The sequence below is a fragment of the Polaribacter sp. Hel1_33_78 genome (genome assembly GCF_900106075.1).
Classification (GTDB): Bacteria; Bacteroidota; Bacteroidia; order Flavobacteriales; family Flavobacteriaceae; genus Polaribacter.
The window spans coordinates 2021042-2042431 of record NZ_LT629794.1 but is presented as its reverse complement, the minus strand read 5'-3'; the positions used below and the strand labels follow the sequence as shown (position 1 = coordinate 2042431).

General features: G+C 31.9%; 26 protein-coding genes. 1 reads left to right on the top strand and 25 read right to left on the bottom strand.

Going from position 1 to position 21390, the window contains the following annotated elements; genetic code table 11:
• The first annotated feature begins 593 nt into the window (after positions 1-593).
• Entirely contained in the window at positions 594-1934 is a 1341-nt protein-coding gene (locus BLT88_RS08790) for a vanadium-dependent haloperoxidase (protein ID WP_091954246.1), read from the top strand.
• A gap of 205 nt (positions 1935-2139) precedes the next feature.
• Here the strand turns inward: BLT88_RS08790 and BLT88_RS08785 are convergent, their stop codons facing one another.
• The 25 genes from BLT88_RS08785 to BLT88_RS08665 all read right to left on the bottom strand — a co-directional run bounded on the left by BLT88_RS08785 (position 2140) and on the right by BLT88_RS08665 (position 21385).
• The gene (locus BLT88_RS08785; RefSeq protein ID WP_091954245.1) at positions 2140-3858 is read right to left on the bottom strand and encodes an amidohydrolase; all 1719 of its coding nucleotides are present in this window, start codon (positions 3856-3858) and stop codon (positions 2140-2142) included.
• 156 nt (positions 3859-4014) lie between these two features.
• Positions 4015-4749 (bottom strand): PHB depolymerase family esterase, encoded by a 735-nt coding sequence (locus BLT88_RS08780; protein ID WP_231959956.1) that lies wholly within the window; start codon positions 4747-4749, stop codon positions 4015-4017.
• A 325-nt stretch (positions 4750-5074) separates the two neighbouring features.
• On the bottom strand, positions 5075-5494 hold the full coding sequence (locus tag BLT88_RS08775) for a hypothetical protein (protein WP_091954242.1): 420 nt from the start codon (positions 5492-5494) through the stop codon (positions 5075-5077).
• A gap of 6 nt (positions 5495-5500) precedes the next feature.
• Complete coding sequence (locus BLT88_RS08770) at positions 5501-5905, bottom strand: OsmC family protein (RefSeq protein ID WP_091954240.1); 405 nt, start codon at positions 5903-5905, stop codon at positions 5501-5503.
• Complete coding sequence (locus BLT88_RS08765) at positions 5905-6126, bottom strand: (4Fe-4S)-binding protein (RefSeq protein WP_091954239.1); 222 nt, start codon at positions 6124-6126, stop codon at positions 5905-5907. Before BLT88_RS08765 ends, BLT88_RS08770 begins: the two co-directional genes overlap by 1 nt.
• Positions 6127-6131: 5 nt before the next feature.
• Positions 6132-6509, bottom strand: coding sequence for a DoxX family membrane protein (locus BLT88_RS08760; protein ID WP_091954237.1), 378 nt, complete (start codon positions 6507-6509; stop codon positions 6132-6134).
• 76 nt (positions 6510-6585) lie between these two features.
• On the bottom strand, positions 6586-7125 hold the full coding sequence (locus tag BLT88_RS08755) for a Crp/Fnr family transcriptional regulator (protein ID WP_091954236.1): 540 nt from the start codon (positions 7123-7125) through the stop codon (positions 6586-6588).
• A 153-nt stretch (positions 7126-7278) separates the two neighbouring features.
• The gene (locus BLT88_RS08750; protein ID WP_157691172.1) at positions 7279-7680 is read right to left on the bottom strand and encodes a hypothetical protein; all 402 of its coding nucleotides are present in this window, start codon (positions 7678-7680) and stop codon (positions 7279-7281) included.
• A gap of 33 nt (positions 7681-7713) precedes the next feature.
• Positions 7714-8121 carry an OsmC family protein gene (locus tag BLT88_RS08745; RefSeq protein WP_091954232.1) on the bottom strand — a complete coding sequence of 136 codons (408 nt, stop codon included), beginning with the start codon at positions 8119-8121 and terminating at the stop codon, positions 7714-7716.
• A gap of 2 nt (positions 8122-8123) precedes the next feature.
• Positions 8124-8342, bottom strand: a complete 219-nt coding sequence (locus tag BLT88_RS08740; RefSeq protein WP_368086540.1) for a (4Fe-4S)-binding protein — start codon at positions 8340-8342, stop codon at positions 8124-8126.
• Positions 8326-8727, bottom strand: a complete 402-nt coding sequence (locus BLT88_RS08735; RefSeq protein ID WP_091954229.1) for a DoxX family membrane protein — start codon at positions 8725-8727, stop codon at positions 8326-8328. The genes BLT88_RS08740 and BLT88_RS08735 overlap by 17 nt, the downstream gene beginning before the upstream one ends.
• Before the next feature lie 75 nt (positions 8728-8802).
• Entirely contained in the window at positions 8803-9342 is a 540-nt protein-coding gene (locus BLT88_RS08730; RefSeq protein ID WP_091954227.1) for a Crp/Fnr family transcriptional regulator, read from the bottom strand.
• A gap of 80 nt (positions 9343-9422) precedes the next feature.
• The gene (locus tag BLT88_RS08725; protein ID WP_091954226.1) at positions 9423-10343 is read right to left on the bottom strand and encodes an adenylate/guanylate cyclase domain-containing protein; all 921 of its coding nucleotides are present in this window, start codon (positions 10341-10343) and stop codon (positions 9423-9425) included.
• Positions 10344-10418: 75 nt separating this feature from the next.
• A complete protein-coding gene (locus tag BLT88_RS08720; protein ID WP_091954224.1) occupies positions 10419-11927 on the bottom strand; it encodes a glutamate synthase-related protein in 1509 nt (502 codons plus the stop codon).
• Between the two features lie 41 nt (positions 11928-11968).
• Positions 11969-12892 carry a bestrophin family protein gene (locus BLT88_RS08715; RefSeq protein WP_036786932.1) on the bottom strand — a complete coding sequence of 308 codons (924 nt, stop codon included), beginning with the start codon at positions 12890-12892 and terminating at the stop codon, positions 11969-11971.
• A gap of 81 nt (positions 12893-12973) precedes the next feature.
• The gene (locus tag BLT88_RS14435) at positions 12974-13096 is read right to left on the bottom strand and encodes a (4Fe-4S)-binding protein (RefSeq protein WP_081958214.1); all 123 of its coding nucleotides are present in this window, start codon (positions 13094-13096) and stop codon (positions 12974-12976) included.
• 138 nt (positions 13097-13234) lie between these two features.
• Complete coding sequence (locus BLT88_RS08705; RefSeq protein WP_231959955.1) at positions 13235-13438, bottom strand: CDGSH iron-sulfur domain-containing protein; 204 nt, start codon at positions 13436-13438, stop codon at positions 13235-13237.
• A gap of 111 nt (positions 13439-13549) precedes the next feature.
• Positions 13550-14089 carry a Crp/Fnr family transcriptional regulator gene (locus tag BLT88_RS08700; protein ID WP_036786929.1) on the bottom strand — a complete coding sequence of 180 codons (540 nt, stop codon included), beginning with the start codon at positions 14087-14089 and terminating at the stop codon, positions 13550-13552.
• Positions 14090-14287: 198 nt separating this feature from the next.
• Complete coding sequence (locus tag BLT88_RS08695) at positions 14288-15712, bottom strand: hypothetical protein (protein ID WP_091954223.1); 1425 nt, start codon at positions 15710-15712, stop codon at positions 14288-14290.
• 291 nt (positions 15713-16003) lie between these two features.
• On the bottom strand, positions 16004-17083 hold the full coding sequence (locus BLT88_RS08690) for a serine hydrolase (protein WP_091955742.1): 1080 nt from the start codon (positions 17081-17083) through the stop codon (positions 16004-16006).
• Between the two features lie 10 nt (positions 17084-17093).
• Positions 17094-18152, bottom strand: a complete 1059-nt coding sequence (locus BLT88_RS08685; RefSeq protein ID WP_091954221.1) for a GNAT family N-acetyltransferase — start codon at positions 18150-18152, stop codon at positions 17094-17096.
• A 6-nt stretch (positions 18153-18158) separates the two neighbouring features.
• The gene (locus BLT88_RS08680) at positions 18159-19475 is read right to left on the bottom strand and encodes an aminotransferase class III-fold pyridoxal phosphate-dependent enzyme (RefSeq protein ID WP_091954219.1); all 1317 of its coding nucleotides are present in this window, start codon (positions 19473-19475) and stop codon (positions 18159-18161) included.
• A 236-nt stretch (positions 19476-19711) separates the two neighbouring features.
• The gene (locus tag BLT88_RS08675; RefSeq protein WP_091954218.1) at positions 19712-20308 is read right to left on the bottom strand and encodes a MarC family protein; all 597 of its coding nucleotides are present in this window, start codon (positions 20306-20308) and stop codon (positions 19712-19714) included.
• Between the two features lie 166 nt (positions 20309-20474).
• Positions 20475-20990 carry a hypothetical protein gene (locus BLT88_RS08670; RefSeq protein WP_091954216.1) on the bottom strand — a complete coding sequence of 172 codons (516 nt, stop codon included), beginning with the start codon at positions 20988-20990 and terminating at the stop codon, positions 20475-20477.
• A 2-nt stretch (positions 20991-20992) separates the two neighbouring features.
• Positions 20993-21385, bottom strand: coding sequence for an SMI1/KNR4 family protein (locus BLT88_RS08665; protein ID WP_091954215.1), 393 nt, complete (start codon positions 21383-21385; stop codon positions 20993-20995).
• Positions 21386-21390: the final 5 nt, after the last annotated feature.

Here is a 21390-nt window from a genome sequence, read left to right as displayed (position 1 = left end):
TTTAAAAATAATTAGTTGTTGAACTTTTTTATGGTCACAAATAATTTTTTGTTATCCATAGACTTTCTAAATACAAATTTTTAATCCTAGACACTTAAATATAACTATTTATAAACCGGTATTATAATACAAAAACTAGTGTCGATAAAATCAGTTAATCCATTCAAACTAGCCAATGAGCGACACAAAATGGATGAACAGTCAAAATAAAATATTTTTTTGAAGATTTATGTTAAAGTTTGCAGTAAGTATTACCTGCGAAGAAAGTCAGAGAGAACCTTCGCAAGTAAGTAAGAAGCCCGTAATAAATTATATACGGTTTCGGCAACTGTAATTTTATAATTTTGATCATGTATTCACCTAATATATGAAGTCAAATTTTACGTCCTCATTTGACAATTATTTTTAATAAAAAAGATATTTAATTGCTATTTGCAAATAATATAATGTTATCTCCGTAGTGAGGAGAAATCGAAAAGACAAAAAAGATAATATTTATAATGAATTGATGTTTTATAAAAAAAAAAAATATTTATCTGAACATTCAAATAATTGCAATTGGGCTTAAATTTTATAAACCAATATTTAAAATTATGATTAAAAAAAGTTATTTGCAGTGCAGTATTATTTTTATGATTCTAATTGTTTCATGTTCCCCGGATAGTGACAATGATATTGCCCAACTAGAAAGCGTAAGTCCTGCCCAATACAATTCTGATGTTGTTGTGAGTTGGTTTAATTTAATTAAAGTATTGACTACTGAAACAGCAGGCTATACACCTCCTGTAGCAGCAAGGGCATTTGGTTATACAGGTATCGCTTTATATGAGTCTATACAAGTTGGTTCGTCTGATAAATTATCCTTAACAGGTAGAATAAATGATTTAAATATAGAAACGACTATCAAGGAAGGTTTAGAATATCATTGGCCAACAGTTGCAAATACTACAATGGCAATTATGACCAAATTCTTTTACTCTAATGCCTCTATTGTCAATTATTCTAGGATTCTTGAGTTAGAAACGGAATTTAACAATCAGTATTCAAATGATATAGCTGAAGATGTAGTTAATCGATCAATTACTTTTGCAAATGATTTAACTGAACAAATTATACTATGGTCTACAACTGATGGTGGTTATGCTGCTCAGTTTAATAATTTTCCGACAGAATACGAGCCATTACCGGGTGTTGAATTTTGGAAACCTACTGCACCAGGCCAACGAGCTTTACAACCTTATTGGGGAAATAATAGACCATTTATTTCATTAAATGTTGAAAGCTCTATTTTTGTTGACCCGCCAGTTTATAGTACTGATGTTAATTCTATTTATTATCAAAGAGCTCTTGAAGTTTACGAAGTAGTAAATAATGTAACGCCTGAACAAACTGTAATAGCTGAATTTTGGTCAGATGACCCACAAACTTCTGCCACACCTCCTGGTCATTCAATATCAATTCTAAATCAGTTAATTAATGATAATGATTTTGATTTATTAGCTTCGTCTGAAGCATTTGCAAAATTAGCTATTGGGATTAATGATTCTTTTATTTCTTGCTGGAAAGTAAAATACACAACCAATTATCCAAGACCAGTTACAGTAATCAAAAATCAAATTGACGCTTCCTGGGAAACAATTTTAGAAACTCCACCGTTCCCAGAATATACGTCAGGTCATTCAGTACAATCTGGAGCATTAGCAAGTATTTTAACTTCATTATTTGGAGATAATTATGCATTTATTGATCGTACTCACGAAACTAGAGCAGATATTGATGGTACACCAAGAGAATATTCATCTTTTATTGATATGGCGGAGGAGGCTGCTGAATCAAGATTATACGGAGGTATACATTTTAGAGAAGGAATTGATCTAGGTTTAGAACAAGGATATCAAATAGGTGAAAATGTAATTAATATTTTTGATAATTAAATGATTGATTATTATTTAAAAAAAAATTAAATCTCTAATCCTATATATTTATTATAAGTAAAATATTGAAACCTCAGGCAAAATATATTTTGTTTTCTGTTTTTTCGATGTTATTCAATTTGAGTACAGGTGTTTCTTTAGCTTGCATATAACGGTTAGTGTAAAATGCGTTTCAATGCATTTTTACATAGTGTTAGAAATATATTTATAGAATATTAACTCTTCCATGGAATATAGTGCCGATAATTCTAATATCCGCTATATTCTCTGGTTTAATATTGATTGGGTTTTTATCCAATATTGTAAAATTAGCTTGTTTGCCGACTTTGATACCTCCAATGATATTTTCTTTGTTTATTGTTCGCGCAGCATTAATTGTTATGCATTTTAAGGCATCATAAACATCTATTCTTTGATTTTGAGAGTATTTATTTCCATTTGCACTTATTCTATTAACTGCTGTCCAAACAAGCCTTAAGGGGTCTAGTGGAGCCATCGAAAAATCTGAATGAAAAGATACCGGGATGCCTTTAGAAACTAGGGAATTAATCGCAACTAAATTTTCACTTCTTTCTACACCAAGTCCGTATTCACCATATTTATCAGATAAGGCCCAAAGGTAATAAGGGTTTACAGAAGCCTCTATTCCTAATTCTTTACATTCTTGAGCTATTTTATCATCGAAATAACCCATATGATGAATTGTTAGTCGGTGGTCTTTTCTAGGAGTTTCATTTTGCAGTTTTCTGACCAAGTCTATTACTCTTTGTATTCCTAAATCTCCATTAGCATGAACATGAATTTTGTAATTGTTTTTCCAGTATAATTCTAGTTGTTCACTAAAAACATTAAGTGGAGTCATCCATTCACCTTGATGTCCATCAATATATCCTTCTTTCATTTGCATAAGCTGCGAGTAGATTGCTCCGTCCGAGAATAGTTTAACTTGTTTAGGAAGAAAATGAAGGTTTTTAGATGAAAATTGTTCACTTTTAGATAATTCTTCAATAAATGCTAGGGCATTTTCATTTCCATTTTTCATTCCATTTAGTTGGGTGCCGTTTCCAATTAAATAGGTGTCATAGAAAGGTGATTTGGTCATTTCTTTCTCAAGTATGGAGTACTCTAAATCGAAGTTAGCACTTGGAAAACCAGGTTCTGCTATTGTGGTTATGCCATTAGCTTCAATAAGTTTAGTCATCTCGGAAAGTCCAAAAGCATATTTTTCAGGGTCAAAGAGAATGTGAGCCATGTGCGGCACTAGTGCGAGCCAACCTCCCTCATAAAAGTGACCTTTCTTCCATACGACTTGAGAGTTATGTGAAAAATCGCCTTCCGAAATACCAATTAAATCTATTGCTGCATCATTTAGAAAAATTTCATGAAATGATCGATGAAAAATGGCTACAGGATGACCTTCTGAAATTTCATTTAACATCTCTCTTGAAATGTCACCATGCCATAACTGATGGTAACCCCAAATAAAAAAAATTTCTTCTTTTTTAGATTTAGTTTTGATAGCGATCTCAATCGCTTTAATGTATTCATCATGATTCTTTACTCCTTTTTTTATACCAGAAGGTAAGACCCAGTCAAAAGGAGCAATTACTTCATAATTCATCATTGCAGAACCTAAGGAAGGATGCAAATGAGGCTCAATAAACCCCGGTGTAATAGTAGCACCTTTTAAATCATATAATTGTGCTCCAGAGAATTTATTTTTTGCCTTTAACTCTTCGCCAATAAATACAATTTGGCCATCTGACACGACCACCGCTTCAGTATATGTTGGAACATCTCCTTCCATGGTTAAAATTTCACCATTATAGTAGATTGTATAATTTTCTTTATTACTTATTGTTGAATCGCTAGAGCAAGAGTATTGTAACGATATAATTAAGACGACAAATATTATGTTCTTCATATTGTGGATTGTTTCTAACGTGTTTGTGTATGAAAAGTAGGCGATTACGAAGCAAGAAACTTTTGGTTAAGCAATTAGTTTGATGCGAGCCAATAGCCTTGAATTTACTAATATTTCGCCTATTTTTTTATATACATTGTTATGCACTTTTATTCTTTATCTCAACCCATTTATGTCATATCGTGACACAAAATTCCAAACCAATTCAGATGTGTTCTGACCTTGAAAAGTTGCGCTAAACCAAACATGGTCTCCACCAATATATTTGTAATGCTCAACAGAAACTGAGCTATCTCCCTGATCATAAACATAATGTTCAATATTATTGTCACTTGTTTCGGTTGGGGTAAAAACTGTATTATTAAAATTAATCCAATGGTCCAACGTACTTTGGGTAGAGTTATAGTCACTACTCCCATTGTAGGGGAGAACGCCATCAGAAGTTCCATGAAGATGTATTATCGGCATAGGATGACTGGTAGGTCCAGTACAATCTAACATAACTCCCGAAACAGATGCTACCGCAGCAATTAAATCACTTTTATAGTTCGCAAGTCCATACGCCATCATGCCTCCGTTTGAGTATCCAGCAGCATAAATTCTCTCCATATTTACATTATACTGAGATGAGATTTCAGTTATCATGGATTCAATAAATCCAAAATCATCAGCATTACTTTTATTGTCTGGTCCTAATGGACAAGCATTCCAATGAGATAAACCATCTAAACAACTACCTTGAGGATAGATTAAAATAAAATTGTCAGCTTCTGCCAATGAGCGCATATCTGCTTCTTGCATATAATCACTAGCATTACCACCAAACCCATGAAAATTGAGCATTAGTGGAACAGAAGATGTTCCGTCATAAGAGTTTGGTATATAAAACACATATTCTCTGTTGAGACCGTCATGAACTATAGTCTGTGCATTAGTATTTGAGTAACATTCCTCTGGATTTTTATTATCATCTTTATTACAACTGCTTATAATTAACAATAAAATAGTAAATAGTAAAATTGCTTTTTTCATTATACAGTTTCTTTAATTTTTTTTAACGCCTATTTCTTTTTGTTATTGTGCATAACGTTTAGTATATGAGAAGTAGCGGATAAAACTGCGCTAACTTTTCAGATAGCAATATACTCAATTAAACACAAAAACGGTTTGAGTTCACACCCAAACCGCTATTGCTTATATATATTGTTGTAAGCTTTTATTCTTCCATTACCTTACGCACTTTGTGCATTATAGCAAGGTTGTTTAGAAAAGGAATAAATTTATATGGCCCCATTTTTTCTTCAGTTCTTGGTATTGGGTGAACAGCAATACTGGAATTAATATTAGAGATATACTCTACCATTGCTTCTCTTTCATTGTCAGGTAGTCCACCGCCAATGCATATGAAATCAATTGATTCTGTTTCAATTATTTCTTTAATTCTATCTTTTGAATTGCTGGCAATAACGTTTCTGCCATATCTTTCCCATTCTTCAACTAACACATCCAATGTTGATTGCAATCTTCCTATTGCTAAAATTTTTGGTTCCATTTGATTTTCTGTTTTATGTTTTTTTTCGATTGAGCATGCCGTTAAGATAGCTCCTAGGACGAATATAAAAAATAGCCTTTTCATAATATATTATTTTTCAAATTCCATATTTACTGGTTGTTCCAATAGTTTTGATATAGGACATTTTGAACCAATAGTTAATAAACGCTCAATCTGTTCGTCTTTTAAAGGGTTTTCGAACTGTACCGCTTTAACTATTTTTTTTCTTGGTTTCCCTGAAGAGATTGCTTCTTTCATTTTCACATCTACATTGATTTCACCAACATTCCATCCCTTGTTATCCGCATACATTTTTATCGTTATAGCAGTACAAGATGCTAAAGCAGAAAGTAAATATTGAGCAGGATTTGGGTATTGATCAGATCCACCAATTGATATAGGTTCATCTACCATAACTGTATGATTGGTGGTTTTTATTTCCATCAGGTAGTTTTCTGAACCAAGTTTACCATTTACGTGTAAAGTATCCTTCATTACTTATCGTTTTTATTGTTCAAGGTATAGCTCAATGCTCCAGAAGGACATCTGTCAATTTGAGTCTTAAGTTCTTCAGAAGAAGCGTTTTCTATTTTTATCCATGGTTGTTCCTTAGGATTGTATACGTTAGGTAATGACCTAACGCATACTCCAGCATGAATACATTTTGATTGATCCCAATGGATAGTTATCTCTTTGTTTTTATACTGTTTTTCCATAATGATTATTTAATCTTCAGTATTGAAATATAGGATTCTTTATTGGCAAAGAATAGGAATATATTCATTGCAGATGCTACTAGTGCACCAGCAATTCCAGCAGGTGCTAAGAAAAGATGAAACAGGAAAGCATTAAGTAATACTGGGAATAATAAAACCAATGCTAAGGGTTGAAAGCGGTTTGTTAAAAGCATTATACCCGCAATGATTTCAACTATTGCGACTACCACCATTAAGTAGCCAGTTGTTACTAGTGCTCCCATAAATTCACCAGCCGCTTGAGGCATAGGAGGCATAGGCATAAATTGTAAAAATTTGTTTAATCCGAATATCAGTACTATTAATCCTAATAGTATTCTGATAATTTGTTGTCCTTTTTTCATTTGTATTTATAATTTGATTTATACAAAGGTCAGCACATAAGATTAGTTATGCATTCACATAGATGAAGAAATGAAATTATTCTCCTTTCGCAATTTTGCTACGAATTGTACTAAGGGTTTGAGGCATTATACCTAGGTATGATGCAATCATTTTTTGAGGAATTCGATTGGGTAATTCAGGATAAATTTCCAAAAAATACTTGTACCTATCAATAGCAGGAGAACCTAATAGCATGAGAATCCGGTGTTGTAATTTAGCCATGTTTCGCCAGAGCTTTTGCATGTTTTGAAACATTTTTTCTTTTGAAAGGTTTGCTTCTTCAACATGATCTTTTTTCAAAAATATGACATCTGAATCTTCGAGACAATCGATATATAAGCTAGTGGGTTCATTAAATTCTACGGCTTCAATGTCACCAGTAATCCAATCTTCTGAAGCGAACATATAAATATGTTCCTTTCCAGAGCTGTCAATAATGTAACTTCTTATAAGTCCCTTTTTAACATAGATTGCATTAGCTTTTAATTGGTTAGGTTGTTGAATGAATTCACCCTTTTTAAAGCGTCTGAGGTTCGATTCATTTTCAATATTGAGGATTTTATTTAATTTACTCATTTGGTTCTTCAATTGCTTACAACGGTTAAGTATAAGAGCAGTAGCGAAAAAAAAACGTAATAGCTCTAGATTTACAAAATACTAAATTAAATTAAAATAGCGGCTCGAGTTAACACCCAAACCGCTATTACTTTTATACATTGTTGTAAGCTTTTATTCTTTCATTGCTTTACGCACCTTGAACATGAGCGCAAGATTGTTAAGGAAAGGGATGAAGTTATGCGGTCCCATAGCATCCTCAGTTCGTGGTATTGGATGAACTGATATACTGGAGTTAATAGTAGAGATATATACCACCATTTCGTCTCTTTCGTTGTCAGGAAGTCCACCACCAATGCAGATAAAATCTATTGATTCTGTTTCAATGATTTCTTTAATCCTATCTTTTGAATTACTGGCAATTACGTTTCTACCATATCTTTCCCATTCTTCAACTAAAATATCTAAAGTTGATTGCAATCTTCCTATTGCTAAAATTCTTGGTTCCATAAATTTTTCAGTGTTTTCTTTAGTAGTATTTGATTTGTCCGTTGCGCACCCGATAAAGGTAGCCAACAGAATAATAATTGCAATATGTTTTATCATATTTCATAATTTTTGAAACTCCATTTCTATTGGCTGTTCCAATAATTTTGAAATCGGACATTTTGAGCCAATGGTTAATAATCGTTCTACTTGTGAGTCGTCAGGGCGTTTTTCAAACGTGACAGCTTTAATGATTTTTTTGATTGATTTCCCTTCAGAAAGAACATCTTTCAGTTTCACATCTACATTAATATTTCCTACATCCCATCTTTTATTGTTCGCATACATTTTTATGGTAATTGCAGTACACGAAGCAAGAGCAGTTAGTAAATATTGTGCAGGGTTTGGAAAACTATCAGAACCACCTAAGGATATAGGTTCATCTACCATTATGGTGTGATTAGTAGTTTTTATTTCCATTAAGTATTTTTCCTCACCCAAGGTGCCGTTTACATGTAAGGTTTCCTTCATTATTAATTATCATTTTTGTTAGATGTATAGCTTAATGCTCCTGATGGACATTTACTTATTTGAGTTTTTAGTTCTTCAGAAGAAGCATTTTCGATTTTTATCCATGGTTGTTCTTTGGGATTGTAGACTTTAGGCAATGACCGAACGCATACTCCAGCATGAATACATTTTGACTGATCCCAATGGATCGTTATATCCTCATTTTTATATTGCTTTTTCATTATGTGTTTCTTTAAACTTTAGTATTGATTTATATGATTCCTTATTAGCAAAGAATAAGAATTGGTTCATTGCTATGGCTATAAAAGCTCCAGCAATCCATGCAGGATCTAAGAAAAGATGGAACCAAAAGGCATTCAGTAATACGGGGAATAGTATTACTAATGCTAATGCTTGAAATCTGTTGATTAACAGCATTATTCCTGTTACAATCTCTACGATGGCCACTGCCTGCATTAAGTAGCCACTTTTAACTAAGGCTCCCATAAATTCACCAGCCGATTCTGGCAATTGAGGCATGGGCATAAATTGTAGAAATTTATTTAGTCCAAATATCAGAACCATTAATCCTAAGAGGATTCGTACAATAATTTTTACTTTTTTCATTTGTAGTAAAATTTAATTTATACAAATGTCTGTACTTCTGAATTTCTACGGATTCACATAGATGAAGAAATGAAATTATTTTCCTTTAGCTATTTTGCTCCTTATTGTGCTTAACGTTTGTGGCATGATGCCTAAGTAAGAAGCTATCATTTTTTGAGGGACTCTATTAGGTAGCTCTGGATATGTTTCTAAAAAATAATTATAACGGTCAACAGCGGGTGAACCAATAAGCATGAGTATCCTGCGTTGCATCTTTCCAAGGTTTCGAGACATCTTCTTCATGTTTTGCAGTAATTTGTCTTTTGAAAGGTCAGCTTCCTTTAGGTAATCTTTCTTTAATACTATTACCTCTGAATTTTCTAGGCAATCAATGTATAACGTAGTCGGTTCATTAAATTCTACAGCTTCAATGTCTCCTGTAATCCATCCTTCAGAGGCGAACATATAGATGTGTTCTTTTCCAGTGCTGTCGATAATGTAACTTCTAATAAGTCCCTTTTTAACGAAGATTGCATTGGCTTTTAACTGGTTCGGTTGTTGAATAAATCCCCCTTTTTTAAAGTGCTTAAGGTTGGAGTCAGCTTCGATGTTTAGGATTTTTTCTAATTCACTCATGTTACTATTTATTGCTTACAACGTTTAGTATAAGACCAGCAGCGTGCAAATGCATCTATCTTTTAGATTGAACTCAGGTATTATAAGATTTCATAAAGGTTATATTGTCCTGTCTTACCTTTTAAGGTAGTCTGAAACGAATTATGCTTTGGGTATGTTTCTTTTACTTCTTGATAAGCCTCTTCAGAAAGTAAAAGTTTAGTGTCAAGCTCTTTGTTAGCGGATTCAATACGACTGGCATAATTTACATTATCACCTATAACTGCCAATTTCTTCATATTCCTGGTATTAAAGGGTCCTAGAATGACGTTCCCGTAATGAACCCCTGCACGAATTCTAAATTTTATATTAAAATTTTCATCAAGATATTTATTAAACAGTTCTAATTTTTCATTCATTTCTTCTATTGCCTGAATTGCATCCAAAACGGAATTATTACTTTTTTTATCCGTTCCAAAAACAGCCAAAACACCATCCCCAGCTACATCGCTAATAAATCCCTTATAATCTTGAATAATCACATTCATAATTCGATAATATCGATTAAGAATATGAACTATATCATAAGAAGGAAGTTTTTCTGCTAAGGGCGTATAGTCAATAATATCGGTAAATACTATAGTCAACTTTTGTTCACTCCCAAGAGCGATTTCTGAATCTTTAGAAAACTGTTCGGATATAATGTCCATATCCAATTTGTCCGATACCATTCTTCGGATTGATATATTGCCAATTATATTGGTTTGGCAAGCCAGACGAATGTCTGAAGGAAAATTTAATTTTTCGGCCATTTTTTGCTCTTCCTTGTTTCGTGGATTACATTTTTCTAATCCTTCTATTATACGAACCTTGCAAGTAGAGCATGTTGCTATTCCTCCACAGGCATGCGCGTGATTAAAGCCAGCAGCTAAGGTGGCTTCTAATATGGTACTGGTGTCAGGACAATTAATCTCTTGATTCTCTTTAAACAATTGGATTTTATGTGATACCAAACTATTCATTATTTTTATCTTTTTTAATAGGGTGCAACGGGCTGTATATGAATGCTTAACAGCAAATAAATGGACTCATACAGACTATTTGCCGGCAAACCTAATTCCAGTTAATTCTGCCATATCTTTTTTCCATGTGGTAATATCTCTTTGCTCAAATTGGTTCAAATGATTATGTCCGCAGGCTCTTGCCATAACTTTCATTAATTCAGTAGAAGCATTAAAGAAATTATAAAGCTGGGTTGCTGACTTGTCTATATTTATCAATTTTCTCAATTCAGGTTTTTGCGTAGCGATGCCTGCAGGGCAATTATTTGTGTTACACATTCTTGCTGCAACACAACCAATAGATTGTAATGCAGAATTAGATACAGCAACCCCATCTGCACCTAAAGCCATTGCCTTTATAAAATCATCAGGAACTCTAATTCCTCCTGTAATAATAAGTGTAACATCTTTTCTGTTTATTTTATCCAGATAATGTCTCGCTCTGGCTAAAGCAGGAATTGTAGGTACAGAAATATTGTTTCTGAAAATTAATGGAGCAGCACCAGTTCCACCACCTCTTCCGTCCAAAATAATGTAATCGGCACTTGCATCTAAAGCAAACTGAATGTCTTCTTCAATATGATTTGCAGATAATTTGAAGCCTATTGGAATGCCGCCAGCAACTTCTCTGACTCTATCTGCAAATGCTTTGAAATCTTTTGTTGTATGCAAGTCGTCAAAAGTTGGTGGCGAAACTGCAGGCGTACCTTCTTTTAGGTTTCTTACTTCTGCTATTTTGCCAATTACTTTATTTCCCGAAAGGTGACCACCAGTTCCTGTTTTTGCACCTTGGCCACCTTTGAAATGAAAGGCTTGAACTCTTTTTAGTTTCTCCCATTCAAAACCAAATTTAGCAGACGCGTATTCGTAAAAATATTTACCATTGGCTTGTTGTTCATCATCTAACATCCCACCTTCCCCTGAACAGATTCCTGTTCCTGCCATTTCTGCTCCTTTTGCTAAAGAAACTTTTGCTTCTTCAGACAATGCCCCAAAACTCATATCCGAAACAAATAATGGTATGTCTAACTTTAAAGGCTTCTTTGCATTTGGTCCAATGATTAATTCAGATCCCACGGCTACATCTTCCATTAATGGTTTAGTTGCCATTTGAGCAGCCAATAATTGAATGTCATTCCAGCGAGGCAATTCGGGAATAGGAACACCCATAGCACCCATTTCACCATGATGGCCTGTTTTAGACAAACCATCTTTAGCCAGAGCTTTGATGTAAGCTAACGTAGGCTCTTCTTTGGTTGCGCCAGAACTAACTGGTTCTGATGTTTCAGATGTAGTATTTTCTTCTTTTAATGTCGCATGTGTTCCGTCACAATATGGTGGATTCTTAGTTTGTTTACACATGCATAAGTAGGCATCACCAGTTTCCTCTGGAGTAAATTTTACAGGTGTAATATCGGTACTGCGGTGTGAGCCATCACAAAAAGGTTGCTTGCTACTTAAACCGCAGGCACACCAATACTGGTCTTCTCCTTTATTCACTTCTACTTTAATAGGTTTTCTATCTACAATTTTTGGTTTGTCCATTTTGATATTTTTTTATTTCGAATTCTTAAACAAATTCTTTACTACATTAAATACTTTCCTTCCATGGGTTCTATTTTTGGTGGTAAATCCGACTCTCCTAATACTTCTCGCAGATTTATTTCTATTGTTCTGGAAAGCGCATCTATTGGTGTGTCATTCGGATGATTTTCAAACGGATTTTCTATATGTCTTCCCAAATACTCAAGTAGTATGAATACATATCCGATTAAAAATGATAATGGGAAAAACCATAAATCAAAATATCCAACCAAACTCAATGGTAATAATATTAGAAAGACCCTGATGGCATATTGCATATACCAATTATACTGCATCGGAAAAACAGTATTCTTTATTCGTTCAGACTTTCCAAGTGCATCATTAAAATTCTCCATAATGGCATCAAAGCTTAAATGTCTAAAATCTTCAAAATATTTTTGTTCATATAAAGCTTTTATATCAAGTACTTGGTTTTTCAATATCGCCAATGGAATGTGTTGTTTCTTTTGTAATTTATTAAATTCATCCTTGGATATAAATGGAGAAATTGTTTCTTTCCAATCTAATTTTCTCAGGTGCTTATTTACAGCCCAAACAAAAGCCATATGCCTATAAATTAATCTTTTTTGAACAGAGATAATATCCTCTTTTGTAAGCTCAGAATTCCATTGAGTTCCAACAAGGCTAATTACTTTAAGGCCAAAATACCGACTATCATTTACTAATTTTCCCCAAATTTTTCTGGCTTCCCACCACCGGTCATAGGCTGAATTATTTCTAAAACCAATCAAAAAGGCTAATGCAGTTCCAATCACACCTGTAGGAAAGGTGAGCTGCCTAAGTTTATCTGGATCAAAATAATTTGCACAAAAAAAAGTGATAATGCAAGTTGCCACCAAAAACCACATATTGTTTTTAGTAAAAGCATATAGTTTTGAAATTTCTATTTTTCTAGTTAGTATCATAATTGCTAATCATTTTGATCGTTTAAATTTCATTATTTATTGGTGCTGCTGCAAAACTATCTATTCCTATTTCCATCTGAGTTATATGTTTTCGTAATAAGAAAGCGCCCCTAATAGACATTTGCTTATTTGGTTTTTAAGTTCTTTAGTGATTGCATTTTCAATTGCAATCCATTGTGAAACTTTTGGGTTGTATACCTTTATAAATGCAAAAAAAACGAATGCACAACACTATGTAAAAAGCATTAAAACTATTTTATACATTAAACGTTAACACACATACGGGTTTCACCTGTCGATTAAAATTTAGTATATAATGATTAACCATAAGTTGATAGAAACTTACAGGCTCATATGTGAGCCATCACAATATGGAGGGTTCTTTGTTTGCTTGCACATACACATAGCTGCAGTTTTGTTTTCTTCTGCTGTAAATACATTTGGGGTAAACTCACTTCCAGCATGCGCACCATTGCACCAAGGCTGATTTTCGGATTTTCCGCATGCGCACCACGCATACGTTTTACCTTCTTCTAATTGTTCCATTTGTGGGGTCGTGCCCGATACATTTGCATTGCTCATAGTTACTAAATTTTGATTTTAGTAAAACTAATGACTATTAAATACCTATGCATTCATGTAGATGAAGAAATGAAGTTATTCTCCTTTTGCGATTTTGCTCCGTATTGTACTGAGTGTTTGCGGCATGATACCTAGGTATGATGCAATCATTTTTTGGGGGACTCTACTAGGAAGCTCTGGATATGTTTCTAAAAAATAATTATAGCGGTCAACAGCGGGTGACCCAATAAGCATTAGTATCCTGCGTTGCATCTTTCCAATGTTTCGAGACATCTTCTTCATGTTTTGCAGTAATTTTTCTTTTGAAAGGTCAGCTTCTTTTAGGTAATTTTTCTTTAATACTATTACCTCTGAATTTTCTAGGCAATCAATGTATAACGTAGTCGGTTCATTAAATTCTACAGCTTCAATGTCTCCTGTAATCCATCCTTCAGAGGCGAACATATAAATGTGTTCTTTTCCAGTGCTGTCGATAATGTAACTTCTAATTAGTCCTTTTTTTACATAGATAGCATTAGCATTTAATTGATTCGGCCGTTGAATAAATTCACCCTTTTTAAAGTGCTTAAGGTTTGAGTTAGCTTCGATATTTAGAATTTTTTCTAATTCACTCATGTTTCTATTAATTGCTTACAACGTTGTTATATAAGATTAGTTGCGTATTTTAAGCACTAAAGTTAGTAAATATACCACAGATTTAAAGTCTGCGAGAACTTACGTAAGTATGCCAAAACCAGCAATTAATTTTATACGGTGTTGGCGGTAGTATTTTTTACAATTATAGAAAATAATAGCTTTTAATTTTCTGTAGAATTATATTATAATATTTATCTTTTCCATTAACTTATTGAGTAATTCAATTTTACTATTTAGTTCTTGGACTAAAAAATCATTATCTATCCGTTCTTGCAAGTTGTTTTCTAAAGTCTTAACAGCTTTTTCTCTTTTTTCACTGCTGGTGCTCATTGTAATAGCAAATTTTTGAACATCTTCAAGCTCCTTTAATTCGGTATTTAGTTTTTCTAGTTCCTTTTTTCTTTTTTTGTCAAATGCCGTAAGTTGAGATTTAGCAAACGAGATTTTATTTTTTATGTAATCGTAGTTTGAATTGAGTAAGTTTAAATTTTGATCGTATATTTTTTTAAGACTTTCATGATTGCAGTTATTATAACTATACTTTTCCGGGCATTTGAAATTCAAATTATCTAACTGCTTTATTACCTTGGACAATTCGTTTTCCAATTGTCTAATATTTGCTATTAAAGTGTGTTTTTCACTATTGTTAGAATTGTATTTTTTTGATTTTTGATTATATGTTTTAATTTTGTCTTTGAGATTGCTCACTTTACTAAAGTCGTTAAAAAAATCTTTTATGGATTCAGATGTTTTTAGTTTTTTATAACTAGCTTTTGATAATTCTTTATTATAAGAATCAATTACATTTTGGGTAAGAAGTTTCGTGTTTGAAATATAATTGTGAAACTTGATTCTATCTTGTTTAATTAGTTTATCAAGACTTGTTGATTTCTTTCTTAAATCAACCAAAATTCTGTTACTAAGAGGGTGAGTTTCTCTACCAATTCCTAATGTTAGAAGACATGTTTTCGAATAGATTTGTAATGTTGCTAATGTATTAGGTATATTACAAAAATCTTGAAGTTCCTTATATACTTTGTATAAAGTTTCTTTTACACTGGCAGATAATTGAACTTTAGTATTAACTTCTATAGCAAACTCTTCTAGATTATTCAATTTGGTATGATATCCCTTTGAGTTTTTATATAACGAAATAAGTACAGTCAACTGATTATTAAAATTTTTTGACAGTAAATTATTCATTTTAATTTCTGGGTCATAACTACTTGATTTAAATATGGATATTGGCATTTGAAATTTTTCATTATGTTTTTCAATACGCGACAAAATTTTATTTAAACCTTTGATGTCCTTAGATATACTTTTTCTATTTTTATTATATTTTTCAAGTGTTGCGTCTGTAGCAATTTTCAAAAGTTCATCTTGATAGGAATACAAAGAATGAAATTGTTTTAAATGCTTATAAACTTGTTTTGCAATCTTTATTGAGTAAACATTTTTTGTTAGTACTCGTGTTTGATATAAATCAGATTTTTTTTGAGAATAAACGTTTTTATTAAATAATAAAAACAGAACGAAGAATAAAGAATAAGTAGTAAGAATGTTATTATATTTCCAATGAATTTTCGTGATATTCTTCATGTTTTTTATTGAATTAATTTACAGGTTTTATATTCTGAATATTTTTTTTTAATTTCCTAATTATAAACTACTTAAGTTTCGTGAAACGTTTCCTCAAAGTAATTTATTTTTTTGAAAATGAGTAGAATTACTGCCAACGTTGTTATATATGGTTTGTTGCGTGTTTTAAGCAACTAATTTAGTATATAATTACTGCCCAAGAAAGTCCACGAGGGCTTTCATAAGTAAGCTTGCACTAGCAATAAATTATATACGGTGTTGGCATTTCGTTTATAATACAGTGTCTATTTTTTATGAAAAATAAGCTTCAACCGTTTTTTTTAGAAGCCAATCAGCCTTGTGAGGTGCTATAACTTGATTTATATTAAGAACTAAACTAGTATCAGATTCCACATGATAAAATACCATGCCTCCATAAGCACTGTTATGACCAATAAAATTATGTTCTCCTATTTTCTTTTGTTGAATGCCCATTCCATACTTTATTTTCTTTTTTTTCTCAGATGCTATAATTGAGCCATCATCAAAATTAATCATTTGCTTGAGGGTTTTAATATCATTGAATACTTGACCGGTTAAAAGTGACCTCATAAAAACATTCAAATCTTTTGTTGACGATACTATACCACCACAACCCCAATCAAATGATGTGTTTATATTTTTCAATGAATTTGTACCATGATATGGAAATATAATTGGAATAAAACCTTTTTTATTTTGGTGAAATTCTAAATAAGTGTCATTTAAAGAGAGTGGGTTTAATATTCTTTCTTCCAGTACTTCAGAATATTTTTTGCTTGTTATTTCTTCAATTATTATTGCTAATAGGACATAATTTGTATCAGAATAATAAAAGCTTTCTCCCGGCTTGAATAACCCTTTTTTATGTAAATTATATTTAAAGTACTTCTCTAAAATGTTGTTCCAATTCCAATCTCGATTTGGATATTTTTTGATGTCTGCAAAAAACCTTTCATCATCAGCAAAACAATCTCGTAAGCCACTTTTATGTTGCAGTAAGTTTTTGACTGTTATTTGACTAGAGCAATTAATGGTTTCACAAAATAATATTTCCAACAAGAGTTTTTTTGTTTCATCATTTTGTACGCAGTTTAGAAAAGAATCTTCTAATTTTAGTGATCCCTCCTCCATCAGTTGTAAAATAATAGTCGACGTGAAAGTTTTGGTAATACTTCCTGTTCGAAAACGATAATTGCTAGCTATTTTTTCACCCGAAGCATCGATTTGTCCCAAAGCAATATTATAATTGATATTCCTTTTTTCGCTATTTATATTTAGTAGGCAATTATAAATAGGAGTTGAACCTTTAGGATTGATGAGTAATTTCGCGAAATTTTCATATTCTTTCATAAAATGAATTTTAAATATAATCAAAAGCCGAAGCGTATATAGGTTTCGATTTTAAAACCTCAATTTTAGTTTCATTTAAATTTTTGTAAGCTGCCATAATTTCAACATCAGAATCTTTTATAAAAGAATGAATCATCCCTAATTTACCTTTTGTTAAAATATTTTCACGAATTGGGCAGGTGTTTCCCAACCAAAACATAGAAGATTTTAATTTTTCTTTAGCAAGCAAACCTTCAAATAAAGCATATAATTGATCTTCATAACCAGGTTTAAAATAGAGGCCTTCAAAAGCTAAAAATTCAAATCGCTTTGGATTAAATAATTTATTAATAACCGGTATTAAGGGAACAATATTCATTATTATTTTCCCCATAAAACCTTTCATATTGTTAATAATCCAATGTGAACGGTGATATTGACATCCAGCTATGATTTGTCCTTTTTCTCGAATAACAAAATAATTGTTTTTAATAAATAAAGAATCAAATTGGGTTAAAGTATGGTTTTCATAGGTTTGCTCAAGTAAATTTAAAACTTCTACTTTTTGCTCTTTAGTGGTTATTTGTTTAATGCTTTTATTTGTCTTCGGAAAAAAACGACTAAAACCTAATGTATTTACCTTACCTAAAGGTTTGTATCCAGCACTTTCTACCACTTTATAAGAACTCTTATTAGCTCTTTCTATGCAGGCAAAATAAATGGTTTTTTCTTTTTCCTTTTCCCGAATTAATTCCATCACTTTTATAGAGAATTTTTTCATAACTCCTTTGCCCCGTATTTCTTTTGATGAAGCAAAATATCTTATATAATTACAATTAAACTGTTCTCTATTAGTCGTTACAGTTGTCATGCAAAAAACAGCAGTTGCTCTTATTCTTTCACCTTCAAATATTGCGAGAAGTACTGGGTTTTTTATCAATTTAATATTTTCTTCTGTATTTTTGTGTTCATAGATAGCGCCTTCATTTCCCCAAGCAATACTATCTAAAAAATGAAATGCTTCTTTAGGTATACCTTGATGTCTTTGAATTGAATATTTGCCGTCAGTAAATAAGATCTCTTTTTTCATAATTGCTTAAGCTCGTGTTTTTATAATACCGTTATCTAATAATTGTTTACAACTTAACTTAATTTTATCCTCCAATTTAGCAATTACATCATCTGAATGTGCTGCTGAAATAAAACAGTTTTTACCTTCCCAAATATAAACTCCATTTAAAAGAAGTTGATTATAAAGTTCTTTATATTTTCCAGGTGTCACAAATCGGAATAAAGATCCGAAATGAACAATTGACAACTTTGGAAAGTTTTCTTTAAAAAATACATTCATTCTATGACAAAAATTAGATGTTCTAATGTTTATGTCTTTTAGTAATTGACCGTTATTATTAGTGAGTATTTCTAATGTTTTTAAAGACGCAGCCATTGCTAAAGGATGATGACAAAATGTACCAGCAACAAAAGTTGACTTTGCTGTTGGAATTGATTGATCTCCATATTTCCAAAATCCTCCATCAATAGCATCTAAAAATTTTCTTTTACCAGCGACAATACCAATTGGTAATCCACCCCCAATTACTTTTCCGTAAGTAACAATATCAGCTTGTATGTTAAATAGTTTTTGGCAACCTCCAACATCAATTCTAAAACCAGTAATTACTTCATCAAAAATGAGTGCAATATTATTTTGTTCGGTAATACTTCGTATTTTCTTTAAAAATTCAATTGGTTGTAAACTAGGGTTTCTGCTCTGCACTGGTTCAACAAGAACAGCTGCAATATCATCCTTGTTTTTTTTAATAAAATCTAAAGAATCTTCTGCACCATAATCAAAAACATAAGATTCATTTAAAATAGATTGTGTAATTCCAGGAATAGATTCTTTGGCAATATTTGTTTGCTCATCTCTTCTTAGAGTGAGTAATGGATCAAATGTACCATGATAGGCGCCTTTGAAAAATACAATATATTTTTTTTTCGTTACTGCTTTTGCAATTCTTAAAGAAACCATGATTGCCTCTGTTCCAGAATTAAAAAAAGCAGCTCTTTCTGTATTTGTAGCCGTTGTAATTTGTTTAGCTAGTATTCCTGCTAGTGGGGATATAGGTCCAACTGACCAGCTCTTAGTTAATTGATTTTCAATTGCTTTACAGATGGGTGAATAATTATGGCCAAAAAGTATAGAGCCAAAACCCATCGTTAAATCGATATACTTATTCCCGTCAATATCCCAAATAAAAGCACCGTCAGATTTATCCGAAACTATGGTGTAAATAAGTTCTTTCTTTTGAATATTGAAACCCGATACGTTTCTATTTAAAGCAAAAGATTGTCTATAATTCTGTGTATGTGCTTTTGTGAATCTATTTTTTTGAGATAGTTTATGATTCATGAGTAATTTTTTTTAAATTAAGATAATTTAAATAGATAAAGACAATTATTGCTTTTTTTTAAACATTTAAGGGAATATGAATGCCAACGTTTGGTATATGGTTTGTTGCGTGTTTAAGCTACTAATTTAATAAACAAATACGAACCAGAGAAAATTCTGAAGGAATTTTCCAAATAAGCACTTGCCAAAGCAATTAATTATACACGGTGTTGGCAATACGTGCTTTTATTAAATGATTAGAAAAGAATATTAATACCATTTATTAACATTTGTACTGCCATCATAACTAATATCATTCCCATTAAGCTTTCAATAGCTTTCAACCCTCGCTCGCGAAGAATTTTATAAAGAAATGGGGCAGTCAGCAATAATAAAGCAGATAGCGCCCAAGCGATAAGAAGTGCAAAAAACCAATTACCCAGCTGATCGGGTTCATTACTAGTCATTAGAATTAGCATAGCTAAAACTGAAGGCCCTGCAATCATTGGTATAGCAATAGGAACGATAAAAGGTTCTCCACCAGGTTGTTTTCCCATTACACCTTCTGGGCGAGGAAATATCAGTCGAAGACCTATTATTAATAAGATAATTCCTCCAGCAATCGTAACTGATTCTTGTTGTAAATGAAGAAAATTTAAAAGACTCTGCCCAACAAAAAGGAAAATAATCAGTATTACAAGAGCGATTAAAAGCTCTCGAATAATAATAAATCGTTGACGTTTAGGGCTTATACCCTTCAAAACTGATAATAATACAGGTATATTACCTAAAGGATCCATTAAAAAAAAAAGTAATACTGCAGCTGACCAAATTGAGCCTCCTAAATCGTTCATATTTTTATTATTTATTATTCACGCATTATTGCCAACGTGTTTGTGTATGATTGGTTGCGTGTTTCAGCAACTAAATTAGCAAATACAAACCGAATAGAAAATCCGCGAGGATTTTCGTAAGTAAGCTTGTACTAGCAATTAATTATACACGTTGTTGTGCATAGTTTTATATTTTTAATTCAAATTCATCTCTTGAAGGAATCTTTTTAAGTAACTCCTTCAATTCTTTTTCTTTTCCTAATATCATAATCGCAGACTCAATATATTCAAATGTCTTGTAATAATTTTCTATTTCAAAAGACTTTAAAAAGTCTTCATAATCCTCATCTAAATGCGCGTAAAATTTATCTCTTGTATTCGTTAATGAATCCAATTCGGATTTAAAATCGTTCAGTTCGTTTATTAATTGAATAGCTTCTTTACTACCAATACTTCTCAATAATTTAAAAATATTATCTCTTGATGTAGAGTTTTTATCTTTTATGATTTTATAAAGTTCAATGTGTAAGTCTTTTAATAGTAGATAACGACAATGATAAAGCAGTTCATTTTGGTCAACATATTCTCGAATAGAAGAATTATTCTTTTTTAAATGAATATTATTTAGATAACACCAACCTTCCCAACTTTTTCTAGCATTGTAATAATTCTTTAAAAGTCTTTCTGTAGTTTTTTCATCCATTTTTATTCGTCCAGTTCATTAATCGATTCAGCAATTTTTTCCATTTGTCCAATTTCGTGATTCCAGAAATAAACTTTGTCAGTCAGAATTCCATTTCCGCCGTGAATCAATATTATTAAGTTTCCAAATCCGTCCGAACCAATTGCGATTCCATTTTCAGGAAATCCATTCCATTCGCGAGCATTTTTTGTTTCAAGTCCAATGTGATTACAAGTTCGACTTATTCTTTTTCGGTCAGATTTGTCAAAAAAAGGATAAAGTTCAAATTCAAATTCGTCCGTAACTAATTCTCCACCATTTGATTTTATCATTCTGTTTTTAAATTCAGATGGGAATTTGACGTTCAATTCAGTTTCCGTTTCTAAAATATATTTTTCGTCAATTGGAAATGGCATTTTGA